At 57.3% G+C, this 25161-nt stretch carries 22 protein-coding genes; 2 read left to right on the forward strand and 20 right to left on the reverse strand.

Going from position 1 to position 25161, the window contains the following annotated elements:
• Positions 1–73: 73 nt before the first annotated feature.
• From B3R00_RS11995 to B3R00_RS12010, 4 genes are all read right to left on the reverse strand, one after another.
• Positions 74–1144, reverse strand: a complete 1071-nt coding sequence (locus B3R00_RS11995) for a YcjF family protein (RefSeq protein ID WP_286999213.1) — start codon at positions 1142–1144, stop codon at positions 74–76.
• A 190-nt stretch (positions 1145–1334) separates the two neighbouring features.
• Positions 1335–1949 carry a DUF938 domain-containing protein gene (locus tag B3R00_RS12000; protein ID WP_286999214.1) on the reverse strand — a complete coding sequence of 205 codons (615 nt, stop codon included), beginning with the start codon at positions 1947–1949 and terminating at the stop codon, positions 1335–1337.
• A gap of 77 nt (positions 1950–2026) precedes the next feature.
• Entirely contained in the window at positions 2027–2296 is a 270-nt protein-coding gene (locus tag B3R00_RS12005; protein ID WP_286999215.1) for a hypothetical protein, read from the reverse strand.
• Between the two features lie 273 nt (positions 2297–2569).
• Positions 2570–4126: a fumarate hydratase gene (locus B3R00_RS12010; RefSeq protein WP_286999216.1), complete on the reverse strand. Its 1557-nt coding sequence runs from the start codon at positions 4124–4126 to the stop codon at positions 2570–2572.
• Between the two features lie 194 nt (positions 4127–4320).
• Between B3R00_RS12010 and cls the strand changes: the two genes are divergently transcribed.
• Together cls and fumC are read left to right on the forward strand one after the other, a co-directional pair.
• Positions 4321–5781 (forward strand): cardiolipin synthase, encoded by a 1461-nt coding sequence (gene cls, locus B3R00_RS12015; RefSeq protein WP_286999217.1) that lies wholly within the window; start codon positions 4321–4323, stop codon positions 5779–5781.
• A 126-nt stretch (positions 5782–5907) separates the two neighbouring features.
• Complete coding sequence (gene fumC, locus B3R00_RS12020) at positions 5908–7299, forward strand: class II fumarate hydratase (protein WP_286999218.1); 1392 nt, start codon at positions 5908–5910, stop codon at positions 7297–7299.
• Positions 7300–7409: 110 nt separating this feature from the next.
• On the opposite strand, the gene B3R00_RS12025 is transcribed toward fumC, so the two are convergent.
• The 16 genes from B3R00_RS12025 to uppS form a co-directional block, all read right to left on the reverse strand.
• Positions 7410–7868, reverse strand: a complete 459-nt coding sequence (locus B3R00_RS12025) for a DUF4149 domain-containing protein (RefSeq protein WP_286999219.1) — start codon at positions 7866–7868, stop codon at positions 7410–7412.
• Between the two features lie 39 nt (positions 7869–7907).
• A complete protein-coding gene (gene greA / locus B3R00_RS12030; RefSeq protein ID WP_219162283.1) occupies positions 7908–8384 on the reverse strand; it encodes a transcription elongation factor GreA in 477 nt (158 codons plus the stop codon).
• Between the two features lie 228 nt (positions 8385–8612).
• Positions 8613–11861, reverse strand: a complete 3249-nt coding sequence (gene carB, locus B3R00_RS12035) for a carbamoyl-phosphate synthase large subunit (RefSeq protein WP_286999220.1) — start codon at positions 11859–11861, stop codon at positions 8613–8615.
• Positions 11861–13024, reverse strand: a complete 1164-nt coding sequence (gene carA, locus B3R00_RS12040) for a glutamine-hydrolyzing carbamoyl-phosphate synthase small subunit (RefSeq protein ID WP_286999221.1) — start codon at positions 13022–13024, stop codon at positions 11861–11863. Before carA ends, carB begins: the two co-directional genes overlap by 1 nt.
• Positions 13025–13216: 192 nt before the next feature.
• The gene (locus tag B3R00_RS12045; protein ID WP_286999222.1) at positions 13217–13987 is read right to left on the reverse strand and encodes a TrmH family RNA methyltransferase; all 771 of its coding nucleotides are present in this window, start codon (positions 13985–13987) and stop codon (positions 13217–13219) included.
• Positions 13984–14637: a ribonuclease HII gene (gene rnhB / locus B3R00_RS12050; protein ID WP_286999223.1), complete on the reverse strand. Its 654-nt coding sequence runs from the start codon at positions 14635–14637 to the stop codon at positions 13984–13986. The genes B3R00_RS12045 and rnhB overlap by 4 nt, the downstream gene beginning before the upstream one ends.
• A complete protein-coding gene (gene lpxB / locus B3R00_RS12055) occupies positions 14609–15778 on the reverse strand; it encodes a lipid-A-disaccharide synthase (RefSeq protein ID WP_286999224.1) in 1170 nt (389 codons plus the stop codon). Before lpxB ends, rnhB begins: the two co-directional genes overlap by 29 nt.
• A gap of 4 nt (positions 15779–15782) precedes the next feature.
• Positions 15783–16574: an acyl-ACP--UDP-N-acetylglucosamine O-acyltransferase gene (gene lpxA / locus B3R00_RS12060; protein WP_286999225.1), complete on the reverse strand. Its 792-nt coding sequence runs from the start codon at positions 16572–16574 to the stop codon at positions 15783–15785.
• Complete coding sequence (gene fabZ, locus B3R00_RS12065) at positions 16574–17029, reverse strand: 3-hydroxyacyl-ACP dehydratase FabZ (RefSeq protein ID WP_174863821.1); 456 nt, start codon at positions 17027–17029, stop codon at positions 16574–16576. Before fabZ ends, lpxA begins: the two co-directional genes overlap by 1 nt.
• On the reverse strand, positions 17026–18027 hold the full coding sequence (gene lpxD, locus B3R00_RS12070; protein WP_286999226.1) for a UDP-3-O-(3-hydroxymyristoyl)glucosamine N-acyltransferase: 1002 nt from the start codon (positions 18025–18027) through the stop codon (positions 17026–17028). Before lpxD ends, fabZ begins: the two co-directional genes overlap by 4 nt.
• Positions 18028–18044: 17 nt before the next feature.
• Positions 18045–18554, reverse strand: coding sequence for an OmpH family outer membrane protein (locus B3R00_RS12075; protein ID WP_286999227.1), 510 nt, complete (start codon positions 18552–18554; stop codon positions 18045–18047).
• Positions 18554–20917: an outer membrane protein assembly factor BamA gene (gene bamA, locus B3R00_RS12080; RefSeq protein WP_286999228.1), complete on the reverse strand. Its 2364-nt coding sequence runs from the start codon at positions 20915–20917 to the stop codon at positions 18554–18556. The genes B3R00_RS12075 and bamA overlap by 1 nt, the downstream gene beginning before the upstream one ends.
• A gap of 47 nt (positions 20918–20964) precedes the next feature.
• Positions 20965–22326 (reverse strand): RIP metalloprotease RseP, encoded by a 1362-nt coding sequence (rseP, locus tag B3R00_RS12085; protein ID WP_286999229.1) that lies wholly within the window; start codon positions 22324–22326, stop codon positions 20965–20967.
• 31 nt (positions 22327–22357) lie between these two features.
• Positions 22358–23536 carry a 1-deoxy-D-xylulose-5-phosphate reductoisomerase gene (gene ispC / locus B3R00_RS12090; protein ID WP_286999230.1) on the reverse strand — a complete coding sequence of 393 codons (1179 nt, stop codon included), beginning with the start codon at positions 23534–23536 and terminating at the stop codon, positions 22358–22360.
• Positions 23536–24387 carry a phosphatidate cytidylyltransferase gene (locus tag B3R00_RS12095; protein ID WP_286999231.1) on the reverse strand — a complete coding sequence of 284 codons (852 nt, stop codon included), beginning with the start codon at positions 24385–24387 and terminating at the stop codon, positions 23536–23538. Before B3R00_RS12095 ends, ispC begins: the two co-directional genes overlap by 1 nt.
• Before the next feature lie 16 nt (positions 24388–24403).
• Positions 24404–25135, reverse strand: coding sequence for a polyprenyl diphosphate synthase (uppS, locus tag B3R00_RS12100; RefSeq protein WP_286999232.1), 732 nt, complete (start codon positions 25133–25135; stop codon positions 24404–24406).
• Positions 25136–25161: the final 26 nt, after the last annotated feature.

Genomic DNA, 25161 nt, shown 5'->3' on the forward strand with positions numbered 1-25161 from the left:
TGCACTTTGCATATCCACCAACACCAAGGGCTGCACCAGGCAGCCCTTGGTGTTTCACTGGCACACGCCGGATTTAGCCGCCGCGCACCATGCTCAAAATTTTCGCGGTGTTCAGCCCCCGCGCGGTTTCCTGCATCTGCGGCAGATAGCGCGCCTGCAACTGGCGCCCGTCTTGCATCACGTGCTGGTAAGCGTCTTTGAGCATGTCTGTGCTCAACGTGCGATCGCCCGCGTAGTACTGGTTGGCCACATGGCCCAGCGCATACGTGCTGGCAAAGCTCATGCCGCTGCTCACCGCCTGCTTGCCCAAGCCACCGAGCAAACCACCGCCCACCTTGCCCAGCAAACCGCCCAGCAACTTGCGGCCCGCTTGCTCCAGGTACTGCGAGGTCAGGCCCACGCCCAGCGTGGCCAGAAAGTCTTTGATGTGGCCGCTGTCGAGCTGGTAGCCATAGCTTTGGCCAATTTGGTAGACCAGCCGCATCTGCAGCGGGATGATGGCCAGCGTGGACAAGTTCTCGGGCAGCAACTCAATGGCGCCATTGAGGATAGAGGCCTTGAGGATTTTGCTGTCCATCTCTGCCGCGCTCAGGCTGCCGGGGCGGCGCTGCGCTGCCGTTTGGGGCAAGGCATCCACCGCCGCAGGGTGCGGCACGCTCACGCTGGCAGGCAGTTGCACCGCTGCTTCAGGGGCGGCTGCCACCTGCACCGGCGCATCGGCCACGGCACGGGCTTGGGACTCAAATTGGGAGGCAGCGCTTGCTGCACCGGCGCTGACAGCTACCGCTGCAGGAGCAACCGAGGCCGCCGCAGATGCTGCGCCCATGCCCAGCGCCGCACGCAGCTGCGCCAAAAAGGCATCTTCCTTGGGGCTGGTGTGGCCATCGGCGTCACACACGCACACCGCCATCTCATAGGCCAGCTGGCGGGCGTGCTCGCTGGTCAGGCGGGCCGCTGCCGACTCCAGATTCACACGGCGCAACAACACATCTTGGTACAGACCGGGCAGGTTGATAGCTTGGTCGCCCGCCAGCCCCTCGGCCACTTGGCGAATTTGCTCGCGCTCGCGGTCGTGCTTTTCGCCATCGGCAAACGATGCCAACAAACACAAAGTCAGGGTGGCACGGATTTCGTCGTGTGTCATGCAGGGGTTCCAGACAAGGAAAGGTCAAAGAAAACGGTAAGAGTACGGCGTGTTAACTAAGGTTCCTGGCTGCATTTTTCAATGCGCGCAGCAACTTTGCTTACAAATCGCGCCAACCTATTGCTCAAGAAACATCAAAAACAAGAGCTGCTATCGCTTGCTAGATAAGCGCTAAAGGCCTGTTTGATGCTTATGCACTGAGCGATGCTTTTTCAAACACCAAAATCCGGTTATTGGCAGGCATGGCATGGTCTTGCCGCAAATGCAGGCCGTGCTGGGCGGCCAGCGCCACCACGGCCTCAAAGTCTCGAATGCCACTGTCCACATCGCACGCTTTGAGCCATGCGTCGAATGCACGGTTGCTCTCGCTGGTGAAGGTGCCGCCGTAGTTAAACGGCCCATAGACCGCAAACACCCCGCCCGCGGGCAAGTGCTGCCCGAGCAGCGTGAACAAGCGCTGCACCAGGGGCCACGCCACGATGTGCAGCGTGTTGCTGGTAAAGACCGCGTCAAACACGCCATCGGCGGTGTGGGGCCAGTCACTGCAGCGCAAGTCCATGTCGAGCGGCAAGCGCAGATTGGGCGCGGGGAAATCGGCATGCCACGCGGCTATCCCCGCATGCAGCGCTGGCAACTCGCTGGTCTGCCAAATCACGTGCGGCAAGCGCGGTGCCAAGTACACGCTGTGCTGGCCCGTGCCGGAGCCGATTTCCAGCACATGCTGGCGGTCGGCAAAGGCGTGCTGCAGCACTTCAAAAATGGGGGCTTGGTTGTTTTCGCAAGCTTGGGCAAAAGGACGTGTCATGCATGCATGATGGCATACGCCAGAGATTCCCCAATTTTTTGATAGCTGCAGGCGCTGGTGAAATCAAGGCGAGCGCCTTAAAAGAACCATCCCCAGTTTTGGCAATGCCCACGGCTGTCCGAGCAGGCTTCCACCACGGCCAGCGCAGCACAAAGCGCCAGCCAGATACTGGCAAAGATAAAGACGCCCTGCTTGGCGGCAGCCTGCTTTCCCCTTTGGGCAGCCACCAGCAGCAAGGTGCTGGAGAGCAGAAACACCGCCCAGCACACCATCAACAGCAGCGACTTGAGCACCATTTCCCCCAAGCCTCCGGGGCCGTCACTGCGCACGATGAAGGCCTCGCGCATAAAAAGGCTGAGCAGGAAAAAATGCAGCAGGATTTTGCCAAGAGGCGAGAAGAATCTGTGTGTCCCGTGCATAAGGTGTGTGCTGCCAAGGTGGGCCCTGATTAAACCTCAAGCACCACCCAGGCAGCAGGCGATCCAGCGGCCACTGGTGGCCATCTCCAGCGCCAGACCGGCCCTGGCGCGACATGGGGTGCGCCCCAACCACCTGCAGCGCTCCATAAAAAAACCGCCCGAAGGCGGTTTTGTGTCAGCGCAGGGTTGCAGCCGATGTGCTTACTTGGCCGCAGCCACTTCAATGCCCTTGAATTGGCCGGTCGCAATCTTTTCCTTCCAGATTGCGGGGCCGGTGATATGGGCGCTGGTGCCGCCCGCGTCCACCGCCACGGTCACGGGCATGTCGACCACGTCAAATTCGTAGATGGCTTCCATGCCCAGGTCTTCAAAGCCCACCACCTTGGCGTGCTTGATGGCCTTGGACACCAGGTAAGCAGCGCCACCCACGGCCATCAGATAGGCCGACTTGTGGTTCTTGATGCTTTCGATCGCCACGGGGCCGCGCTCAGCCTTGCCCACCATGGCGATCAGGCCGGTTTGCTCCAGCATCATGTCAGTGAACTTGTCCATGCGGGTGGCGGTGGTGGGGCCGGCGGGGCCCACGGCCTCGTCACGCACGGCATCCACGGGGCCGACGTAGTAGATCACGCGGTTGGTGAAGTCCACGGGCAGCTTCTCGCCCTTGGCCAGCATATCCTGAATGCGCTTGTGGGCAGCGTCGCGGCCGGTCAGCATCTTGCCGTTGAGCAGCAGGGTGTCACCGGGCTTCCAGCTGGCCACTTCTTCCTTGGTCAGATTGTTCAAGTCCACCTTCTTGGACTTGTTGTAGTCCGGTGCCCAGTCAATCTTGGGCCAGACGTCCATCGATGGAGGGTCCAGGAACACGGGGCCAGAGCCGTCCAGCACAAAGTGGGCGTGGCGGGTGGCCGCGCAGTTGGGGATCATGGCCACGGGCTTGGAGGCTGCGTGGGTGGGGTACATATTGATCTTGACGTCCAGCACCGTGGTCAGGCCGCCCAGGCCTTGGGCGCCAATACCCAGCGCGTTGATCTTTTCAAACAACTCCAAGCGCAGCTTTTCCACGTCGTCCAGTGCTGCACCGCTGGCAGCCTTTTGCTGCAGCTCGTACATGTTCAGGTCTTCCATCAGGCTTTCCTTGGCCAGCAGGACGGCTTTTTCTGCCGTGCCGCCAATGCCGATGCCGATCATGCCGGGGGGGCACCAGCCTGCGCCCATGGTGGGAATGGTCTTCAAAACCCACTCCACGAGGTCATCGCTGGGGTTCATCATGATCATCTTGGACTTGTTCTCGGAGCCGCCACCCTTGGCCGCCACGGTCACTTCCACGGTGTTGCCGGGCACGATCTGCACGTTGATCACCGCGGGCGTGTTGTCCTTGGTGTTCTTGCGCTGGAAGTGGGGGTCTGCCACCACGGAGGCGCGCAGCGTGTTGTCCGGGTGGTTGTAGCCACGGCGCACGCCTTCGTTGATGGCGTCTTCCAGGCCCATGGTAAAGCCGTCCCACTTCACATCCATGCCCACCTTCAGGAACACGTTGACGATGCCGGTGTCTTGGCAGATGGGGCGCTGGCCCGTGGCGCTCATCTTGGAGTTGGTCAAGATTTGGGCCATCGCATCCTTGGCCGCAGGGCTTTGCTCGCGCTCATAGGCGCGTGCCAGATGCTGGATGAAATCCGGCGTGTGGTAGTAGCTGATGTACTGGAGGGCACCTGCGACCGAATCGATCAGGTCTTGCTGGCGGATGGAGGTAGTCATCGTGAAGCTTCTCTCGGTTTGTTATAGGCACGCACAGGCGCCGGAAAAATCTTGTCAATTATCGGCGCAACTGTGACCACCTGCGCGCCATAGCCGACAAGTCTTATATAGGACTGAAGGCTTTAGGGCACCCCTGCTGCACGGTCAGCCCAGCGCTGGAGTCCATCCCGCCTGCCCTGTATGCTGCTTGCCCTATGACATGGTTTTTGATCGTCTTGCACGGCGTGGTGGTGCTGGGCCTAGGACTGCGCATTTTGTGGCGTACCGATATGCGCCCCGACGTGCGCATGGGCTGGCTGGTGACGGCGGTGCTGCTGCCCTTGGTCAGCTGCGTGCTGTATTACCTGTTTGGCGAAGTCGCGCTGCGCCGTGGGGGGCGCTCCCAGCACATCAACGTACATGACTACCAGCAACGCTGTCACCCCCATCTGCTGCCCACGCCGCAAGCGGTGCAGCAAGCCGTGCGCGACACCATTGACCACCGCTGGCACAGTGCGTTTGGCTATGCGGCATCCATCAACGGCTTTACCCCGAACTTGGGCCACCAGGGCGAATTGATGGCTGACGGCGCAACCGCCCGCGCGCGCATGCTGCACGACATGGAGGCGGCGCAGCATGAAATCCATGTGCTGTACTACATCTGGCTGGATGACCACACGGGCTGCGACGTGGCCCACGCCTTGATGCGTGCCGCCCAGCGCGGCGTGCAATGCCGCGCCATGGTGGATGGCCTGGGCTCCCGGGCCATGGTGCATTCACCGCTGTGGCAGCAGATGCAGCAGGCGGGGGTTGAAGTGGCGGTGGCCCAGCCGCTGAGCCACCCGGTGCGGGTGCTGCTGACCAGCCGCATTGACCTGCGCAACCACCGCAAGATCACCCTGATTGACCGCCAGATCACCTATATCGGCAGCCAGAACTGCGCCGACGAAGCCTTTTTGCCCAAGGCCGCCTACGCCCCGTGGGTGGACATCATGTTGCGCCTGCAAGGCCCGGTGGTGCAGCAAATGCAGTGGGTGTTTGCCAGCGACTGGAACCAGTCTGGTGCCAAGCCCTTTGCCCCCCCGCCCCCTCTGGCCCTGCCACCGCCAAGCGACATGCCTGCGGCAGGCTTTGCCGCCGTCACGATGGCCGAAGGCCCGACCGAGCGCGCACGCTCCACCTCCGAACTGGTGTCGGTGCTGCTGGCCTGCGCCCAGCACGAAGTGGTGATTTCTACGCCCTACTTTGTCCCCGATGCCACGGTACTCGATGCCCTGTGCGCCACTGCCTGGCGCGGCGTGCAGCTCACGCTGATCACCCCGGCACGCAATGATTCCGCCTTTGTGGCAGCCGCCAGCCGCAGCTACTACCACCGCTTGCTGCAGGCCGGTGTGCAAATCTATGAATTTACGCCCGGCTTGCTGCACGCCAAGACCTTGTGCGTGGATGGGCAAGTCACGCTGCTGGGCTCCACCAACCTGGATTTGCGCAGTTTTGACCTGAACTTTGAAAACAATGTGCTGCTGCAAGATACCGCAATCACCCAGGCGGTGCGTGCACGGCAGAGCGCGTACATCGCGCAGTCGCGCCCCGTCACGCTGACACAGTTGCAAGCATGGCCGTGGTGGCAGCGTATATGGAACAACCTGCTGGCCACACTCAGTCCATTGCTCTAGGGCTGGGGCATCAGCAGGCGTGCCGCCCCTTGGCAAGGGCCGGCAAGCTATCGCTGTAATTGAGAGCGACTCTCAAACAACGCGCTACTATGCTCAGGTCTTTGTACCCACAGGAGTTGCCTTGCCATGACTGCCACCCGCATCGAAAAAGACACCTTCGGCCCGATTGCCGTGCCCGCAGACAAACTCTGGGGGGCACAAACCCAGCGTTCGCTGCAGAACTTTGACATCAGTGGCGAGCAGCAGCCGCGCGAGATCATTGCAGCGCTGGCCCAGGTCAAAAAAGCCAGCGCTACGGTGAACAGCGCATTGGGGCTGCTGGATGCCAAGAAGGCCACCGCCATCAACGCCGCAGCCGATGAAGTCCTGGCAGGCCTACACCCCAGCGAATTTCCGCTGGTGGTGTGGCAAACCGGCTCAGGCACCCAAACCAATATGAATGTGAATGAAGTGCTGGCCAACCGCGCCAGCGAGCTGCTGGGCGGCGTGCGCGGCGAGGCGCGCCTGGTGCACCCGAACGACGATGTCAACAAAAGCCAGTCCAGCAACGACGTTTACCCCACGGCCATGCACGTGGCAGCGGTCACCGCCATTGAGCAAAAGCTGCTGCCCGCCATCGCCCAGCTGCGCGCCACGCTGCAGGCCAAGAGCGAGGCCTTTGCCGATATCGTCAAGATTGGCCGCACCCACTTGCAAGACGCCACACCGCTGACGCTGGGCCAAGAAATCTCCGGCTGGGTGGCCCAGCTGGCGCACGGCGAGCAGCATGTGCGCGCCGCCTTGCCCCATTTGTACGAGCTGGCTCTGGGCGGCACCGCCGTGGGCACTGGCCTGAATGCGCCCCAAGGCTATGCCGAAGGTGTGGCGGCCGAGCTGGCCAGGCTGGCGGGCTACCCGTTTGTGACCTCGCCCAACAAGTTCGAAGCGCTGGCCAGCTGTGACGCACTGGTGCACGCCCATGGCGTGCTCAAGACCCTGGCCGCCAGCCTGATGAAGATTGCCAACGATGTGCGCTGGCTGGCCAGTGGCCCGCGCAGTGGATTGGGCGAGATCCGCATCCCCGAGAACGAACCGGGCTCGTCCATCATGCCCGGCAAGGTGAACCCCACGCAGTCTGAAGCCATGACCATGCTGTGTGCGCAAGTCTTTGGCAACGATGTGGCCATCAACTTTGGCGGTGCCAGCGGCAACTTTGAGCTGAACGTGTTCCGCCCGCTGGTGGCGCACAACTTTTTGCAAAGCGTGCGCCTGCTGGCCGATGGCATGGTCAGCTTCAATACGCACTGCGCCGTGGGCATCGAGCCCAACCGCGATCGCATTGCTGAGCTGGTCGATCGCTCGCTGATGCTGATCACCGCACTGAACCCGCACATTGGCTACGACAAGGCCGCCTCTATCGCCAAGAAAGCGCACCACGAAGGCACCAGCCTGCGCGATGCAGCGATTGCCAGCGGCCATGTCACGGCACAGCAGTTTGACCAGTGGGTGGTGGCCAAAGACATGGTGGGCAATCTGTAGCACAGCCACAGCGCGCTGCCCATTCAACGTCCACACCTTGCACCCCACAAAAAAACCGCTGGCAGAACCAGCGGTTTGGGAGGGAATGCGGCGTACAGTGCAGCGATTGCCTAAGTGCTATCGCTGGGCAGGTTCCCGCGCGCACAAGCGCGCAAGCGGCGCCAGGTCAACATGGCGCACCCACCGTGTACGGCCATCAAGCCAAATACCTGGAGTTGCAAAGTGGTGCTGTTGGAGCGCGCCAACCACTGGGGCCATACCCCAAACTGCAGCACCAGCACACTGAGCACACCACCTAATACAAAAATAAGCAGAGCACCTTGCGCCCACGTTTCTTCGGTTTCAGCATGTTTTCGCTTGGAAAGCACCAGAAGGCCTACGCAAGCTGCTATCGCAATCCAAGCATGCACCTGTCCCAACTGCTGCAGATACGTGCGCACCTCGTGCCAAGCGGGCACCGTGGCAATCAGCACCGGCACCGCAAAAATCGTTGCAATACTGGCCAGCAGCCACACTCCCGCCAGCCACAAAGGCCAGCGCACGGAAGCGGTTGAAGCGTTGTGGGTCATGTGTGTGCTGCGTTTTTCTGCAATCTGCCGAGCAGCCAATTAGATGTATTTGACGGCTACGATCTCGTAGCGGCGCTCACCGCCCGGCGCTTGCACCACGGCGGTATCCCCTTCTTCCTTGCCGATCAGCGCGCGTGCGATGGGGCTGGAGATATTGATCAACCCCAGCTTGATGTCGGCCTCGTCTTCACCCACGATCTGGTAGGTCACGGCAGCGCCGCTGTCTTCGTCTTCCAGCTCCACCGTGGTGCCAAACACCACGCGGCCACCGGCATCCAGACTGGATGGATCAATGATTTGGGCAGCAGACAGCTTGCCTTCCACCTCCATGATGCGGCCTTCGATGAAACCTTGACGGTCTTTGGCCGACTCGTATTCGGCGTTCTCGCTCAAATCGCCCTGGGCGCGTGCTTCCGCAATCGCCTGGATGATGCTGGGGCGCTCAACGGTCTTGAGTTGGTGCAATTCAGCCTTGAGCTTTTCTGCACCACGCTTGGTAATTGGAATGGTTGCCATGTCAGTTTCTCCACATACGGCTGGGCGTACACGCGCAACAAAAGCACAGTAGCGCCGCGAGGGCATGTCCAGAGTGCCACAACAACGTGGCTGTTTGGGACGCCCCAAAAGCAAACCGCCGCGCAGAGTGCCACGCGGCGGTGTTCCTAGGTTCAAGGACTAATTATGCCGTGATTACGGCACACTGCCCTCAAGTATTACCCGACGAATGCAGCCAAGCGCCAGCGCTTAGTGCGCCAGCATGGCGTGCAACTCTTGCACGGAATGTACGTCGAGGTTGCCACGCATGGCCTTCATACCTTCCACGGCTGCTTCCGCGCCGAAGATGGTGGTGAAGGTGGTCACGCGGGCCAGCAGCGCGCTGGTGCGAATCTGGCGCGAGTCGGCGATGGCGTTGCGGCGCTCTTCCACGGTGTTGATGACCAGAGCGATTTCGCCGTTCTTGATCATGTCCACAATGTGGGGACGGCCTTCGGTCACTTTGTTGACCGCTTGCACCTCCAAGCCAGCTTCGGCAATCGCCGCCGCGGTACCGCGGGTGGCGCACAGGCTGTAGCCCATGGCAACCAGCTCCTTCGCAATCGCAACGGCCCGAACCTTGTCGTTGTTCTTCACCGACAGGAAAACCTTGCCTGTTTCTGGCAAATGCACACCAGCACCCATCTGGCTCTTCACAAAGGCTTCGCCAAAGGTCTTGCCCACACCCATGACTTCACCGGTGGACTTCATCTCGGGGCCGAGGATGGTGTCCACACCGGGGAACTTCACGAACGGGAACACAGCTTCCTTTACGCTGAAGTAAGGCGGTGTGATTTCCTTGGTCACGCCCTGTGCGGCCAGGGTCTGGCCGGCCATGCAGCGTGCCGCCACCTTGGCCAGTTGCACGCCAGTGGCCTTCGAGACGAAGGGCACGGTGCGCGAAGCACGGGGGTTGACTTCCAGCACGTAGATCACGTCCTGACCGTCCACTTCCTTGATGGCGAACTGCACGTTCATCAGGCCGACCACGTTCAGGCCCTGGGCCATGGCAGCGGTCTGGCGTTTGATTTCCGCAACAGTTTCTGCCTTCAGGTAGTAAGGCGGCAGCGAACAGGCAGAGTCACCGGAGTGCACGCCCGCTTGCTCGATGTGCTCCATCACGCCGCCGATGTACACGGCACCGGTGGCATCGCGCACGCAGTCCACATCACACTCGATGGCGTTGGACAGGAAGTGGTCCAGCAGCACGGGTGAGTCATTCGACACCTTCACCGCTTCGCGCATGTAGCGCTCCAAGTCGCGCTGCTCGTGCACGATTTCCATCGCACGGCCGCCCAGCACATAGGAAGGACGCACCACCAGGGGGTAACCCAGGCCGGCAGCCTTTTCCAGGGCTTCAGCTTCGGTACGTGCCGTGGCGTTGGGAGGCTGGCGCAGGCCCAGATCGTTGAGCAGCTTCTGGAAGCGCTCGCGGTCTTCGGCGGCGTCGATCATGTCGGGTGTGGTGCCGATGATCTTCACGCCTTCGGCTTCCAGGCCCAGGGCCAGCTTCAGCGGCGTCTGACCACCGTATTGCACGATCACGCCGTCGGGCTGCTCGACATCGACGATTTCCAGCACGTCTTCCAGCGTCAGCGGCTCGAAGTACAGACGGTCGGAGGTGTCGTAGTCGGTCGAAACCGTCTCAGGGTTGCAGTTGACCATGATGGTTTCGTAACCATCTTCGCGCATGGCCATGGCGGCGTGCACGCAGCAGTAGTCGAACTCAATGCCCTGGCCGATACGGTTCGGGCCACCGCCCAGCACCATGATCTTCTTCTTGTCCGTGGGTGCGGCTTCGCACTCTTCGTCGTACGTGGAGTACATGTACGCCGTGTTGGAGGCGAATTCGGCCGCGCAGGTATCCACGCGCTTGAACACGGGACGCACCTTCAGCGCCTTGCGCGCTTCGCGCACCGCCTTGTCGGTGGTGTGCAGCAGCTTGGCCAGACGGCGGTCCGAGAAGCCCTTTTGCTTGAGCGTGCGCAGCGTGGCGGCATCCAGCAGGGACAGGGCCTTGTCGCCATGGGCTTCGTAGTGTTTGTCCAGGTCGAGTTCGATCTTGACGATCTCTTCGATCTGCACCAGGAACCACTTGTCGATCTTGGTGATGGCGAGCACTTCGTCCAGCGACCAGCCGGCAGCGAAGGCATCACCCACATACCAGATGCGGTCGGGACCGGGCTCGCCCAGTTCCTTTTCCAGGATTTCGCGGTCCTGGGTCTTTTCATTCATGCCGTCCACGCCCACTTCCAGGCCGCGCAGGGCTTTCTGGAAGGATTCCTGGAAGGTACGGCCGATGGCCATCACCTCGCCCACGGACTTCATCTGCGTGGTCAGGCGGTTGTCGGCGGTGGGGAACTTCTCGAACGCGAAACGTGGGATCTTGGTGACCACGTAGTCGATGGAGGGCTCGAACGACGCAGGCGTAGCACCACCGGTGATTTCGTTCTTCAGCTCATCCAACGTGAAACCCACGGCCAGCTTGGCCGCAATCTTGGCAATCGGGAAGCCCGTGGCCTTGGAAGCCAGCGCCGAGGAACGCGAAACGCGGGGGTTCATCTCAATGACGATCATGCGACCGTCCTTGGGATTCACCGAGAACTGCACGTTGGAGCCGCCCGTGTCCACACCAATCTCACGCAGCACTGCCAAGGAGGCATTGCGCATGATCTGGTATTCCTTGTCGGTCAAAGTCTGGGCAGGTGCTACTGTGATGGAGTCACCGGTGTGCACACCCATGGGATCCAGGTTTTCGATGGAGCAGACGATGATGCAGTTGTCCGCGGTGTCGCGCACCACTTCCATCTCGTACTCTTTCCAGCCCAGCAGCGACTCTTCGATCAAAAGTTCATTTGTGGGGGATGCTTCCAAACCGCGTTTGCAAATAGTCTCAAACTCTTCCGAGTTGTAAGCGATACCACCACCGGTGCCGCCCAGCGTGAAGCTGGGGCGAATCACGGTAGGAAAGCCCATCTGCTTTTGCACGGCCCACGCTTCATCCATCGAATGGGCGATGCCGGAGCGCGCGGAGCCCAGACCGATCTTGGTCATGGCGTCCTTGAACTTCAGGCGGTCTTCCGCCTTGTCAATCGCTTCGGGCTTGGCGCCAATCAGTTCGACGTTGTACTTGTCCAGCACGCCGTGCTTCCACAGATCCAGCGCGCAGTTCAGCGCGGTCTGACCACCCATGGTAGGCAGGATCGCATCGGGACGCTCTTTGGCGATGATCTTCTCGACCGTCTGCCAGGTGATGGGTTCGATGTAGGTGACGTCCGCTGTTGCGGGGTCGGTCATGATCGTGGCGGGGTTGCTGTTGATCAGGATAACCTTGTAACCCTCTTCGCGCAGGGCCTTGCAGGCCTGCACGCCAGAGTAGTCAAACTCGCAGGCTTGACCGATCACGATGGGACCGGCGCCAATGATCAAAATGCTTTTAAGGTCGGTGCGCTTAGGCATTAGTTCTTCTCCATCAGCGCTGTGAAGCGGTCAAACAGGTAGCCAATATCGTGCGGGCCAGGCGATGCTTCAGGGTGGCCCTGGAAGCAGAAAGCGGGAACATCGGTGCGTTCCAAGCCTTGCAGCGTGCCGTCAAACAGGCTGATGTGCGTGGCGCGCACATTCGCAGGCAACGACTCCAGTTCCACCGCAAAGCCGTGGTTCTGGCTGGTGATGCTGACGCGACCGGAGTCCAGATCCTTCACAGGGTGGTTGGCACCGTGGTGGCTGTTTTGCATCTTGAAGGTCTTGGCGCCGGAGGCCAGGGCCATGATCTGGTGGCCCAGACAGATACCAAACAGCGGCTTCTTGGCAGCCATGATCTCTTGCGCAGCGGTAATGGCGTAGTCGCAAGGTGCTGGGTCGCCAGGGCCATTGGACAGGAACACGCCATCGGGGTTCATAGCCAGCACATCCTTGGCAGGCGTCTGGGCGGGCACCACGGTCACGTCGCAACCGCGCTCGGCCAGCATGCGCAGAATGTTCTTTTTCACGCCAAAGTCATAAGCCACGACCTTGAACTTGGGCGCTTCAAGCTTGCCGTAGCCTTGACCCAGCTTCCACTCGGTCTCAGTCCATGCATAGGATTCGTCGGTGGTCACCACCTTGGCCAAGTCCAGCCCCTTCATGCTGGGGGCGGCCTTGGCTGCAGCAATAGCTTCGTCAATCTTGGCTTGTGTGACTTCTTCGCCAGCGGCCAAACCCACAATCGCGCCGTTTTGCGCTCCGTGGTCACGCAGCAGTCGCGTAAGCTTGCGGGTGTCGATGTTGGCGATGGCAACGGTCTTGCCTTCGGTCAGGTACTCGGACAGCGTCTGGGAGCTGCGGAAGTTGCTGGCCAGCAAGGGCAGGTTCTTGATGATGAGACCTGCGGCATGGATCTTGTCAGCTTCGACATCTTCAGGATTGACACCGTAGTTGCCGATGTGCGGATACGTGAGCGTCACGATCTGCTGGCAGTAGCTGGGGTCGGTGAGGATTTCCTGGTAGCCAGTCAGCGAAGTGTTGAACACCACTTCACCAACGGTGGTGCCTTGCGCACCAATCGAGTTGCCAACAAAGACCGTGCCGTCTGCGAGCGCCAAGATGGCGGATGGGAAGTTTCCCTTGAGAGACAAAAGCACTGGATTCTCCGGTTTTAAGTACGGTTACGCCCAGCGTGAGCCCTACTGCCTAGCGGCATAGGGAATTTGCTTGTCTGCAATGAATGACGGGAAAAGCGTCGCTAGGCGTATGGAAAGAATGCTGAAAAGCCTCTCATTATATCCACTTCCAGTTGCCCTACTGGCTATTCACAGGGATTGCCCCCTACCCCTTCAATCGAGATGACTCACTGCACTCGCGTGCAAACAGATGGCCGCAGCTGCAGCCACGTTCAACGACTCTTCCCCTCCAGGCTGGGCAATGCGCACGTGTTGCGCCGCCATCGCCTCCACCGCAGGGCCTACGCCCTGCCCCTCATGCCCCATGGCCCATGCGCAAGGCCAAGGCAAGCTGGAGTGGTGAATCAAATCACCGCGGTGCGAACTGGTCACCACCACAGGCACCTGCAATTGCGACAGCGCCTCAGCTTGAACACCTTCCACCAGGTGCAAGGCAAAGTGCGCCCCCATGCCTGCGCGCAGCACTTTTTGACTCCACAGTGCAGCCGTGCCCTTCAAAGCAACAATTTGCTGGAAACCAAAGGCCGACGCCGAGCGCAAGATGGACCCTACATTGCCCGCATCTTGCACACGATCAAGCACCACGGTCGGCACACCCGAACGCACCTGCACATCCGCCGCCCACGGCATGACGTAGCCCATGCGCGCAGGGGACTCTAAACCACTGATGTCCGCAAACAACGCATCATCCAAAACCACGACTTTGCTAGCTGCTTGCGCCCATTCCACGGGCGCTTTAGGCCAAAAAGACTTCGCAAACACCGCCACCTTCGGCTGCAAACCGCGCGCCAGTGCGGCGCGGCACAGGTGGTCACCCTCGATCCATGCATAGCCTAGCTTGCGGTACATGCCACTCTCACGGGAGAGACGGCGCAACTCTTTAACCAACGCGTTGTCGCGGGAACTAATTTCTGTGATGTTCATGCCGTGGCGGCTGCAGTCTGCTGGACTGCAAATTTATGAATAACGTGTGTCACGGGCGCAAAGCTGCGCCGGTGCTCAGGAGTTGCCCCATGCGCGTTCAGCGCTTGCAAGTGCGCTGCGGTGCCGTAGCCTTTGTGCGCTGCAAAACCATACTGTGGGTAGCTGCGATCCAAGGCTTCACACCAACGATCCCTGTGCACCTTGGCCAAAATGGAGGCCGCAGAAATGGCTGGTACCAGTGCATCCCCCTTCACAATGGCTTCTGCATGAACATCCAACAAGGGAATGCGATTGCCATCCACCTGCACCAAAGCAGGCTTAAGGCGCAAGCCGTTGACCGCCCGCTGCATGGCCAGCATGGTGGCCTGCAGAATATTGAGGCGGTCAATTTCTTCCACGGATGCCTCGGCAATGCAAAAACACAAAGCTTTGGCACGGATTTCATCAAACAGCTTTTCGCGGCGCAATGCCGTGAGTTTTTTAGAGTCTGCCAACCCCATCACAGGGTTCAGATCATCCAAGATCACGGCAGCAGCCACCACAGGACCCGCCAGTGGACCGCGCCCTGCCTCATCCACACCCGCCACCAAACCTGGCGCATGCCACTGCAGGCAGCTTTGCTCAGGCGGAAAGGACTTTTTGGATGGCATGGGCAGACAAGGTCGGAGTGTCTCTGCACAGCTCTTGGTGCAAAGCGGTAAATCGCTGCTGGACAGCACTAATTTTGGCGCAGGCATGGGCGCTGCCATCTAACCACTGCGCCACAGCATCCGCTAAAGCGCGCGGTGATGCTTGGTTTTGCAACAACTCAGGCACCACAAAATCAGAGCACAAAATATTGGGCAAACCCACCCAGGGCTGCAATTGCTTGCGCTGCATGAGTTTGTAGCTCCAAGGATGCATATGGTAGGAAATGACCATGGGGCGCTTGAATAATGCAGCCTCTAAAGTCGCGGTACCACTGGCAATCAAAGTGCAGTCACAGGCCGCCAGCACATCGTGCGACTGCCCCCGGACAATCTGCAACCAACCCGCCACGCCCAGCTCATGGCTTAAAGCTATCAGCTTGTCATGCAACGCTGGCACTGCAGGCAGTATCACTTGCAAGTTTGGCCACTCCTGCTTGAGCAGCGCCGCTGCTTGCATGAAAGGCTTGGCAATATATTGCACTTCTGCACGGCGACTCCCCGGAAGCAATGCCAGCACTGGCGCATCTGCAGACAGCCCCAAACGCGCACGGGCCGCAGCACGATCAGGCTCCATCGGTATCACTTGCGCCAGAGGATGGCCTACATATGTGGCCGCAATATCGTGCCGAGCGAGCAACTCTGGTTCAAAAGGAAACAGGCACAGCACATGATCTGCCGCAGCGCGAATTTTGTGTATACGCTCAGGGCGCCAAGCCCAAATCGAGGGGCACACAAAATGCACTGTCTTGATCCCGGATGCGCGCAAATCCTGCTCCAACCCCAAATTGAAGTCAGGAGCATCGATTCCCACAAACACATCGGGTCGATCTTGCAAAAGCTTGCCTCGCAGCTGTTTGCGAATCGACAAGATATCCCACAAGCGCATCAGCACTTCGAAGCTATAGCCATGCACGGCCAGCCGCTCACTAGGCCACAAGGCATCAAAGCCACGCTGCTGCATTTGTGAGCCACCAATCCCATAGCTTTGCACCAGAGGCCACTGCTGGCGCATGCCATCCAAAAGCAAACCGGCGAGCAAGTCTCCTGACGTCTCGCCGGCCACCATGGCAACACGCGGTTGCTGATTCTGTAAAAAAGACATGGCCTTAGCGCGCAATACCCCGAGTGGAAGCGGCAAGGAAAGACTGCATCAATGCAATGTCTTGTGCTGCCTCCGGCATTTCTTGCAGCAAAGCTGCAATCGCTTGCATGGCATCTTCCAAAGTCAGCCCTTGTCGATACAGCAACCGGTGCATTTGCTTGACCGCCTTCAAACGCTCAGGTGTGAATCCACGACGACGCAAGCCCTCCAAATTGAAGCCACGCACAGCCAGCGGGTTACCTTCAATCATCATGAAAGGCGGCACATCTTGCGCCACACGACTGGCAAAACCCGCCATGGCATGTGCGCCAATCTTCACAAATTGGTGCACACCTGTCAGCCCACCCAAAATGACCCAATCGCCCAAATGCACATGACCAGCCAATGTGGCGTTGTTGGCCAAGATGGTGTTGTTGCCTACAACACAGTCATGTGCAATGTGCACATAAGCCATGATCCAGTTGTCGTCGCCAATGCGCGTAACCCCTGCATCTTGGCTAGTCCCGGTGTTGAAGGTACAAAACTCACGGATGGTGTTGCGATTGCCTATTGCAAGCCGAGTCGGCTCTCCCGCATATTTTTTGTCTTGCGGTTGAGCGCCCAACGAAGCAAATTGGAAAATATGGTTATCGACACCAATCGAGGTGTGCCCTTCGATGACGCAATGTGGTCCAACGCATGTACCCGCGCCAATCGAAACATGGGGGCCGATGATGCTGTACGCACCCACAGTCACAGACGGGTGCAGTTGTGCCCCTTCGTGAATGATGGCTGTTGGATGAATATTCGCGCTCATCAAGCCTGCTTTTCAGGTCCCACATAACGCATGGTGCACATCAGCTCAGCTTCGCAAGCCACATCATCACCAACGCGCGCAACACCCTTGAACTTCCAAATGCCGCCACGCACACGGTCAATCGAAGCCTCCAAAATCAGCTGATCACCTGGCTCAACAGGGCGCTTGAATCGCGCCGAGTCAATGCCAACAAAATAATAGATGTTGTTTTCATCAGGCACCTGACCCATGGCGTCAAAGGCCAGCAAACCTGCGGCTTGTGCCAGTGCTTCGAGCATCAACACTCCAGGCATCACCGGACGGCCTGGAAAATGCCCCTGAAAAAACGGCTCGTTAAAAGTAACGTTTTTGATTGCGCGAATGCGCTTATTGCTCTCCAACTCAACAACGCGATCCACCAGCAAAAAAGGGTAGCGGTGAGGAAGTTGTTTGAGAATTGCGTGAATATCCATTATGAATTTCCGTTGTTGCTTTTTTGCGCTTCAAGCGCTTTCTCAAGCTTTTTGATGCGCTCTCGCAGCACATGCAGTTGCTTGAAAGAAGCAGCGTTTTTTTCCCATTGCTCATTGGTCTGCAATGGGAAGATACCAGTGTACAAGCCAGGCTGATGAATAGAGCGCGTCACCATTGACGTCGGCGAAATACTGGTTCCATCCGCAATAGTCAAGTGCCCCAGAATATTCGCGGCGCCACCGATGGAGCAATTGCGCCCCAAGCGCGCACTACCTGCAATACCGACATTACCGGCAATCACCGAGTGCGCACCAATATGCACATTGTGTGCAATCTGCACCAGATTATCGATCTTCACACCATCTTCGATGATGGTGTCATCGAGTGCCCCCCTATCAATGCAGGTGTTAGCACCAATCTCGACATCGTTCCCGATTCGCACTCGGCCCAGTTGCTCAATTTTGATCCAACTGGCTCCATCGCTGGCAAAGCCAAACCCATCCGCGCCGATTACCACACCTGGGTGCAGTAAACAACGCTCGCCGATCTCACATTCATCGGCTACGGTCACGCGAGAACTCAGCACCGTACCTGCACCTATGCGAGCACCAGCACCCACCACGCATTGGGGGCCTATATAAGCACCCTCGCCAACAATCGCAGTTGCATCAACCACCGCTGTCGAATGAATGCCGGAAGGTTTAAGCCCTTGTTTTTTCGCACGCCAAAATTGCGTCAAACGCGCGAAATACACATAAGGGTTCGCAACCACAATGCAGGCACCACGCATTACCGCAGCGTCACGCATCGCAGGGGCCACAATGACACAAGCCGCCTTGGAGGCGGCCATTTGCGTCGCATACCTTGGATTGCTGAGAAAACTAATAGAGGCGGCGTCTGCCGTCTCTAGCGGGGAAATACGAGCAATTTCTTGGTCTCGCAATCCCCCAATCAGCTCCCCCCCCAAGGCATCGATGATTTGTCCAAGCTGAACAATCACAGAACGTCCTCAAAAGCCTACTTTGCGGCCCCATTCAAAGCTTTAATCACCTTGTCAGTAATGTCATGCTTGGGATTAACATAAACCGCTTCTTGCAAAATCACATCGTACTTTTCAGCCTCTGCGACCTGCTGGACAATGCGATTGGCCTGCTCCAAAACACGCGCCAACTCTTCGTTCTTGCGTGCATTCAGATCTTCTTGGAACTCACGGTTCTTGCGCTGGAAATCACGGTCTTGGTCCACCAAAGCACGCTGCTTCGCAATACGCTGGCTTTCGGACAACGTCGGCGCATCACGCTCAAACGCTTCCGAAGCTGTTTTTAGTGTTTTGCCTGCAGCCACCAGCTCACGCTCACGCTTGGAAAACTCTTGTTCCAGCTTGCTTTGCGCCGCTTTTGCGGAATTTGCCTCACGGAAAATTCGGTCTGTATTCACAAACCCAGCTTTGAAATCCTGCGCGTAAGCAGTCAGCGTCAGGCTAGCCAACAAGGCAGATACTGCCAATGTGCGATACATGTTTTTCATCAGAAAGATGTTCCAATTTGAAATTGAAGCTTTTGCAGCTCATCACCATTTTTCTTGCGAATAGGGTTTGCCCACGCAAGACGCAGCGGTCCCAAAGGAGAAATCCAGCTCAAGCCGATGCCTGCAGAAGCCCGCAACTCATCAGCTCGAATGGGGTCGTTTTCACCATAAATAGCGCCCACATCAACAAAAGTGAACCAGCGCAGGGTTTTGTCATTACCAGCCCCAGGGAAAGGTGCAATCAATTCAAAATTCATGACTGCTTTTTTCGCCCCCCCCAAATATGAGTAACTTCCAGAAGCGTAATTCTCAATTACGCCATTTAAGCCTACATATTGGTTCGCACGAGGTCCTAAGCTACCTTGCTCAAAGCCTCGCACAGACCCCAAACCACCTGCGTAGAAATTTTTAAAAATTGGATAAGGCTTTCCCCCAAGTCCTTTACCCCAACCCAACTCTGCATTTACAGCAAAAGTCATTGCCTTCGTAATTGGCAAATATTGCTGGAATTGATAGTTGGCCTTAACGTAGTTCATGTCACCTGCCGGCGACCACTCTGCATTAAATCGCTGATAACGTCCCGAATTGGGCGCCAAAGCACTATCGCGCGAATCACGCCCCCAACCTAAAGTCAGAGGGATGCCGGTTGTATTTTTACCAGCATAATCACGGTATTGAATAGGCATATACACACCTTGATCAATCCTAGTCTGCTCTACCCCAGCACCAAAATACACCGTATCGATTTCGCTAAAAGGAACTCCAAATCTTACAGATGCCCCTTTAGAAACGATTTTGTACAAATCCTCTGATTTCACCAACTCATTACCGACATAAACATCACCTGAATATGGGCGCGAAGTCCGGTAATAAGCATCTACAGTGCGGGAAATACCATCCTGCGTGAAATACGGATCGGTAGTGCTAACAACCAGTGTGCGATTGAACTTACTGGTATTAACATCCAGCCCCAGATAATTACCTGAGCCAAAAGCGTTCTCTTGCTTGATACCAAAACTTAAAGAAACTTTTTCTGCGCTAGAGAAACCCGCACCCAAAGTCACAGCACCAGTGGGCTTTTCCTTCACATGCACCACCAGATCAACCTGGTCTGGCGAACCCGGAATCTCTTGGGTATCCACATCAACCTCTGTGAAATAACCCAAACGGTCTACGCGATCACGCGACAACTTGATTTTGTCACCGTCGTACCACGAAGACTCAAATTGACGAAACTCCCGGCGAATCACTTCGTCACGCGTGCGGTCATTACCCGTTACTTGGATACGGCGCACATAAGCACGGCGCGAAGGCTCGGCGCGCAATACAAAAGCTACACGATTGTTCTCGCGATCCACCTCGGGCACAGCCTCAACACGAGCAAATGCGAAACCAAAATTACTAAAGTGATCCGAAAAAGCTTTGGTTGTTTCTGCCACCAAATCTGCATTGTAGGCCTGTCCCGGACGAATCTTCACGAGCGACTTGAACTCATCGTCACGCCCCAAATAGTTGCCTTCTAACTCAACACCGGAGACAACGAATTTTTCCCCTTCGTGAATATTCACCACCAAGGAAATTTTTTGTTTGTCTGGTGAAATTGCCACTTGGGTCGAGTCGATCCGAAAATCTAAATATCCACGCTGCAAATAATAAGAGCGTAAAGTTTCCAAGTCTGCATTCAGTTTGCTGCGCGCATAACGATTGGACTTGGTATACCAACTCAACCAACCACCCGTATCTTGGTCAAACTGTTTTTTCAGTGTTGACTCGCTAAAAGCCTTGTTACCAACGATACGAATATCGTTAATTTTTGCGGCATCGCCTTCAGTAACAGAGAACGTCAAATTTACACGGTTCCGCTCGATCGGCGTTACCGTCGTCACCACTTCAGCGCCGTACAAACTGCGGTTGATGTACTGACGTTTCAACTCTTGTTCGGCACGATCAGCCAAAGCTTTGTCGAATGGTCGCCCTTCAGCCAACCCAACATCACGCATAGCCTTTTGCAGCGCTTCCTTGTCGAATTCTTTGGTACCAACAAATTCAACCCCTGCAATCGTGGGCCGTTCTTCTACAACGACTACCAGCACATTGCCGTTTGCCTCCAGGCGCACATCTTTAAACAGCCCCAAAGCGAACAAGGAACGGATGGCTGAGGCCCCTTTGTCGTCGTTGTAGTCATCTCCCACGCGCAGCGGCATCGAAGCAAAGACAGTACCAGCTTCAACGCGTTGCAAGCCTTCCACACGGATATCTTGAACCTTGAAAGGCTCTAACGCCCAGGCTGCTTGAGCAGCGCAGAGCCAAGCCGCCACGGCAGTTGCCGTACGAACGCCAAATCTATTTTTTGAGAATTTCATTTGTGATACAGGCGCCAACTTCGAAGTAGGCAGTTTGACTGTGTTGATTAGCCCCCAAGGCGGCTGAGATCGTTAAATAAAGCAATGGACATCATCACCAGCAAAAGGGCTATGCCTACCCGTTGAAAGCGCTCCATCCAAGCGTCACTTACAGGCTTCCCAGTGACTGCCTCCCAAAGATAATACATCAGGTGCCCCCCATCCAAGACAGGAAGTGGCAAGAGATTCAAAACGCCAAGACTAACGCTGATGAGCGCCAAAAACAATACATATTGTGTCAGGCCTAGGCCTGCTGACTTTCCTGCGTAATCTGCAATCGTCAAGGGCCCGCTCAAATTGTCCAACGAAGCTTGCCCCAGCAGCATTTTTGCCATCATCTGCAGACTTAGAAGTGATACCTCCCAAGTCTTCCCGATGCCTAAAGCAAGCCCCTCAAATGCTCCTTTTTGCACCCAGACCATCTCAGGACGGCCACCCACATAAGCACCGATGCGACCAATTTCTCCGTCTGGCGTTGACACAAGATCTGGTTGCACCCGAATAGTTAACAATTGTTGGTTGCGCTCAACTCTCCACGCCTGGTCGCGCAAGCTTTCATCAGCAGCAGCCGACTTGATCAACTCTCGCAGTTGTGTGCCATCTGTGATGGTGTGTCCATTCACTGCAATCACCACATCACCAACTTGCAAACCCGCAGTTTGCGCAGGCATCTGCGGAATGATCTCGCCCAGAACAGGAGGGGTCCAAGGCGCATCAATCCCTATGCGCTTTAAGGCGGTCTGATTTAGACTACTTTGCGCTAATGTAGACAGACGCATAACACCTTGCGCAAGGTCACTCCCCTCCGCACCAACCCATGTCAGCGTCGCATCTTGGCCATTCAATGCAGCTTGCGTCAATTGCCAGCGCAGTTCCTCAAAGGACTCCACCACAACCGCAGCATCTTGCCCCACTTGCACGGATTGCACGCGTTCACCGCCACGCAACCCCATTTGCTCCGCCAGCGTTCCCACCTTCGGGGCAGCAATCACTGCCTGAGGCTGCTCCTGGCCCACCCAGTTCACAACGCTGTACAGCACCACCGCGAGAAGCAAATTAGCCAGAGGGCCTGCCGCAACAATGGCTGCGCGCTTACGCAAAGGCTGACGGTTAAAGGCTTGGTGCAGTTGATCGGCAGGAACTGCACCTTCACGCTCATCCAGCATGCGCACATAACCGCCAAGCGGCAACAGCGCAATCACGAACTCCGTATCTGAGCCAGCACGTTTCCAGGTCAAAAGGGGCTTTCCCATCCCAATCGAAAACCGCAACACTTTGACACCGCATGCAACTGCAACGCGATAGTGGCCATATTCATGAATGGCTATCAGCAACCCCAGGGCAACGATGAAGGCAACCAAGGTCAGCATGCTGTCTCCCCTTCGTAGCTAGTGCAAGCCATCACGCAGCAAACCGCTCCAGCACCTCAGCAGCGACGCTACGCGCCTCATCGTTCAATGCGAGCAAATCACCCACATTACGAGGCTGCGGTGGAGTCACCGCACTCAATGTTTCCAGGTTCACCGCATGAATGCGGTCAAAACGCAATTGACCCGACAAGAAAGCAGCCACAGCCACTTCATTTGCGGCATTCAATACCGCTGTAGTACCTTCGGGTGCCTTCAGCGCTTGCCACGACAGATGCAGCCCCGGAAAACGCTGAGCATCAGCCTCTTCAAACGTCAACCCTGCCAAAGCGGTGAAATCGAGCGGCGCAACCCCACTCTCAATACGCTCTGGCCACGCCAGCCCACATGCAATCGGCACACGCATATCTGGCGTTCCCAACTGTGCCAAGATGGACGCATCTTTGAACTGCACCATGGAATGCACAATTTGCTGCGGATGTATCACGACCTTGATTTGGTCCGGCTCCACATCAAAGAGCCAGCGCGCCTCAATAACTTCCAAGGCCTTATTCATCATCGTGGCGGAATCCACCGAAATTTTCCGCCCCATTGAAAAGTTAGGATGCTTGCAGGCCTGTGCAGGCGTAATCTCTGCCAACGTAGCGGGATCACGCTGTCTAAACGGCCCGCCGGAAGCAGTTAGCAACAAGCTATCGAGCCGCGCGCGCCATGTGGAGCGGTCTTCTGGCAAGCATTGAAAGATGGCCGAATGCTCGCTATCAATCGGCAACAAAGTGCAGCCATGGGCATGCACCGTTTCCATAAAGAGCGCACCGCCTACCACCAACGCTTCTTTATTGGCCAGCAACAAGCGTTTACCCGCTTTGGCCGCAGCCAAGCAGGGTGACAAGCCGGCCGCTCCCACAATCGCCCCCATCACAGCGTCGACTTCTGGATGCGACGCTATTTTTTCAAGAGCATCTTGCGCTTGCAGCACCTGCGTTGCAAGCCCATTTGACTGCAATTTCTCCGCCAATGCCTTGGCATGAACAGCACTGGCCATCACCGCATACTGCGGCTTGAACTCAGCGCACTGCGCCAACATCACATCAACCTGCGTAGCTGCACTCAGCGCAAAAACTTCATAGCTTGCAGGGTGCCGCCGCACGACATCCAAAGTACTTGTTCCAATCGAGCCCGTAGAGCCCAGCACCGTCAAACGTTGTTTCATCATTGCACCAAAGAAGTCAGCATCATGGCCAGTGGCAAGGTGGGCAAGAGCGCGTCAATACGATCCAGCACTCCACCGTGGCCGGGTAAAAGCTGGCTGCTGTCTTTAAATCCTGCGCTGCGCTTGATCAAAGACTCCACCAAATCACCCAACACGCTCATCGCAGCCATGAACAAAGCTGCCACCAACAGCAGCCACCAGCCTTGCTCGTAAAGGTGCGTGTAAAAGCTTGCAACCTCTACCTTCTGGGCGGCGTCTATCCACACCCAGGCAAATGCCATCAAAACTACGCCCAAAGCCCCACCCCAAGCACCTTCCCAGCTTTTGCCAGGACTGATCGTTGGGGCGAGTTTTTGCTTGGTAAAACGCAGCCCCAGAGCGCGCCCAAAGAAATAGGCAAAGACGTCTGCCACCCATACCAAGGCCAGTACAGACAACAAAAAATTAATCCCGATCTGGCGCGCTTGTACGATGGCTAAGCCTGCCACCCACAGAGCCAACATTCCTGCCAGCCAGCGCATCCATTGAGGCACCCGGCCCCAAGCAGGCACCCCTGCCTTGACGAGCAACACGCTCAGCAACACCCAAGCACCGCCAGCAACCACCCATAAGACACGATAGGAATTCGACAGCCAACCCTGCTGCCACGTCAGCAAGCACAGCAGCAGCATCACAACACCCGTGACAACCGCACCTACAGCACGCAAGCCAATCAACCGCCCCCACTCCCAAGCGCCCGCTGTCAACATCACCAAAACAATCATGTTGAACGCTAATGGATTAGAGGCAAAAAGAGCTGGCAACAAAATAGCCAGCAACACCACGGCTGTGATGACACGCTGCAAGAGCATGGGAATTTCTCCCTGGTTAAATAGCCACCGCTGATGCCGACGACTGTGTGATTTGTTCAGATGTTTGACCAAAGCGGCGCTCGCGCTGCGCAAAGTCCGCAATCGCGGCATCGAGATCGAGCGCATCAAAATCCGGCCATAAGGCGGGACTGAAGTACAACTCAGAGTATGCCGCCTGCCACAGCAGAAAATTACTAATCCGGAACTCTCCGCCAGTGCGAATGATCAGGTCAGGATCTGCCACGTGTGCCATGCCCATCGCAGCGCTCAGGCTTTGCTCGGTCATAGTTTGCCCTTGCGCCGCCACATGCGCAGCCGCCTGCACAATATCGCTGCGACCGCCATAGTTAAAGCAGACATTCAGCACCAATCGGTCATTGGCCACTGTCAATGCTTCTGCTTGCGCGAACCCAGACTGCACCTTGTCAGACAAGCTTGCCCGCTCCCCCACGAAGTGCAGCCGCACACCCTCTGCATGCAAGCTGGGTACTTCTCGCGCCAAAGCCCCCGCCAGAAGGTTCATCAACCCCGAAACCTCTTCTGCCGGACGATTCCAGTTTTCCGAGGAAAACGCAAACACCGTCAGCACGCGCACACCTCGCGCAATGCACAAGCGCACACAGCGACGCAAAGCCTCAACACCTTGCTTATGGCCGGCCAAGCGAGGCAGAAAACGCTTCTTGGCCCAGCGTCCATTGCCATCCATCACGATGGCAATGTGGCGAGGAATTACATGTAATTGGGTCATCGTTCTTCCCCGCGCACTCACACAGC

The organism is Comamonas sp. UBA7840, assembly GCF_002501455.1.
Lineage (GTDB): Bacteria > Pseudomonadota > Gammaproteobacteria > Burkholderiales > Burkholderiaceae_C > Comamonas > Comamonas jiangduensis.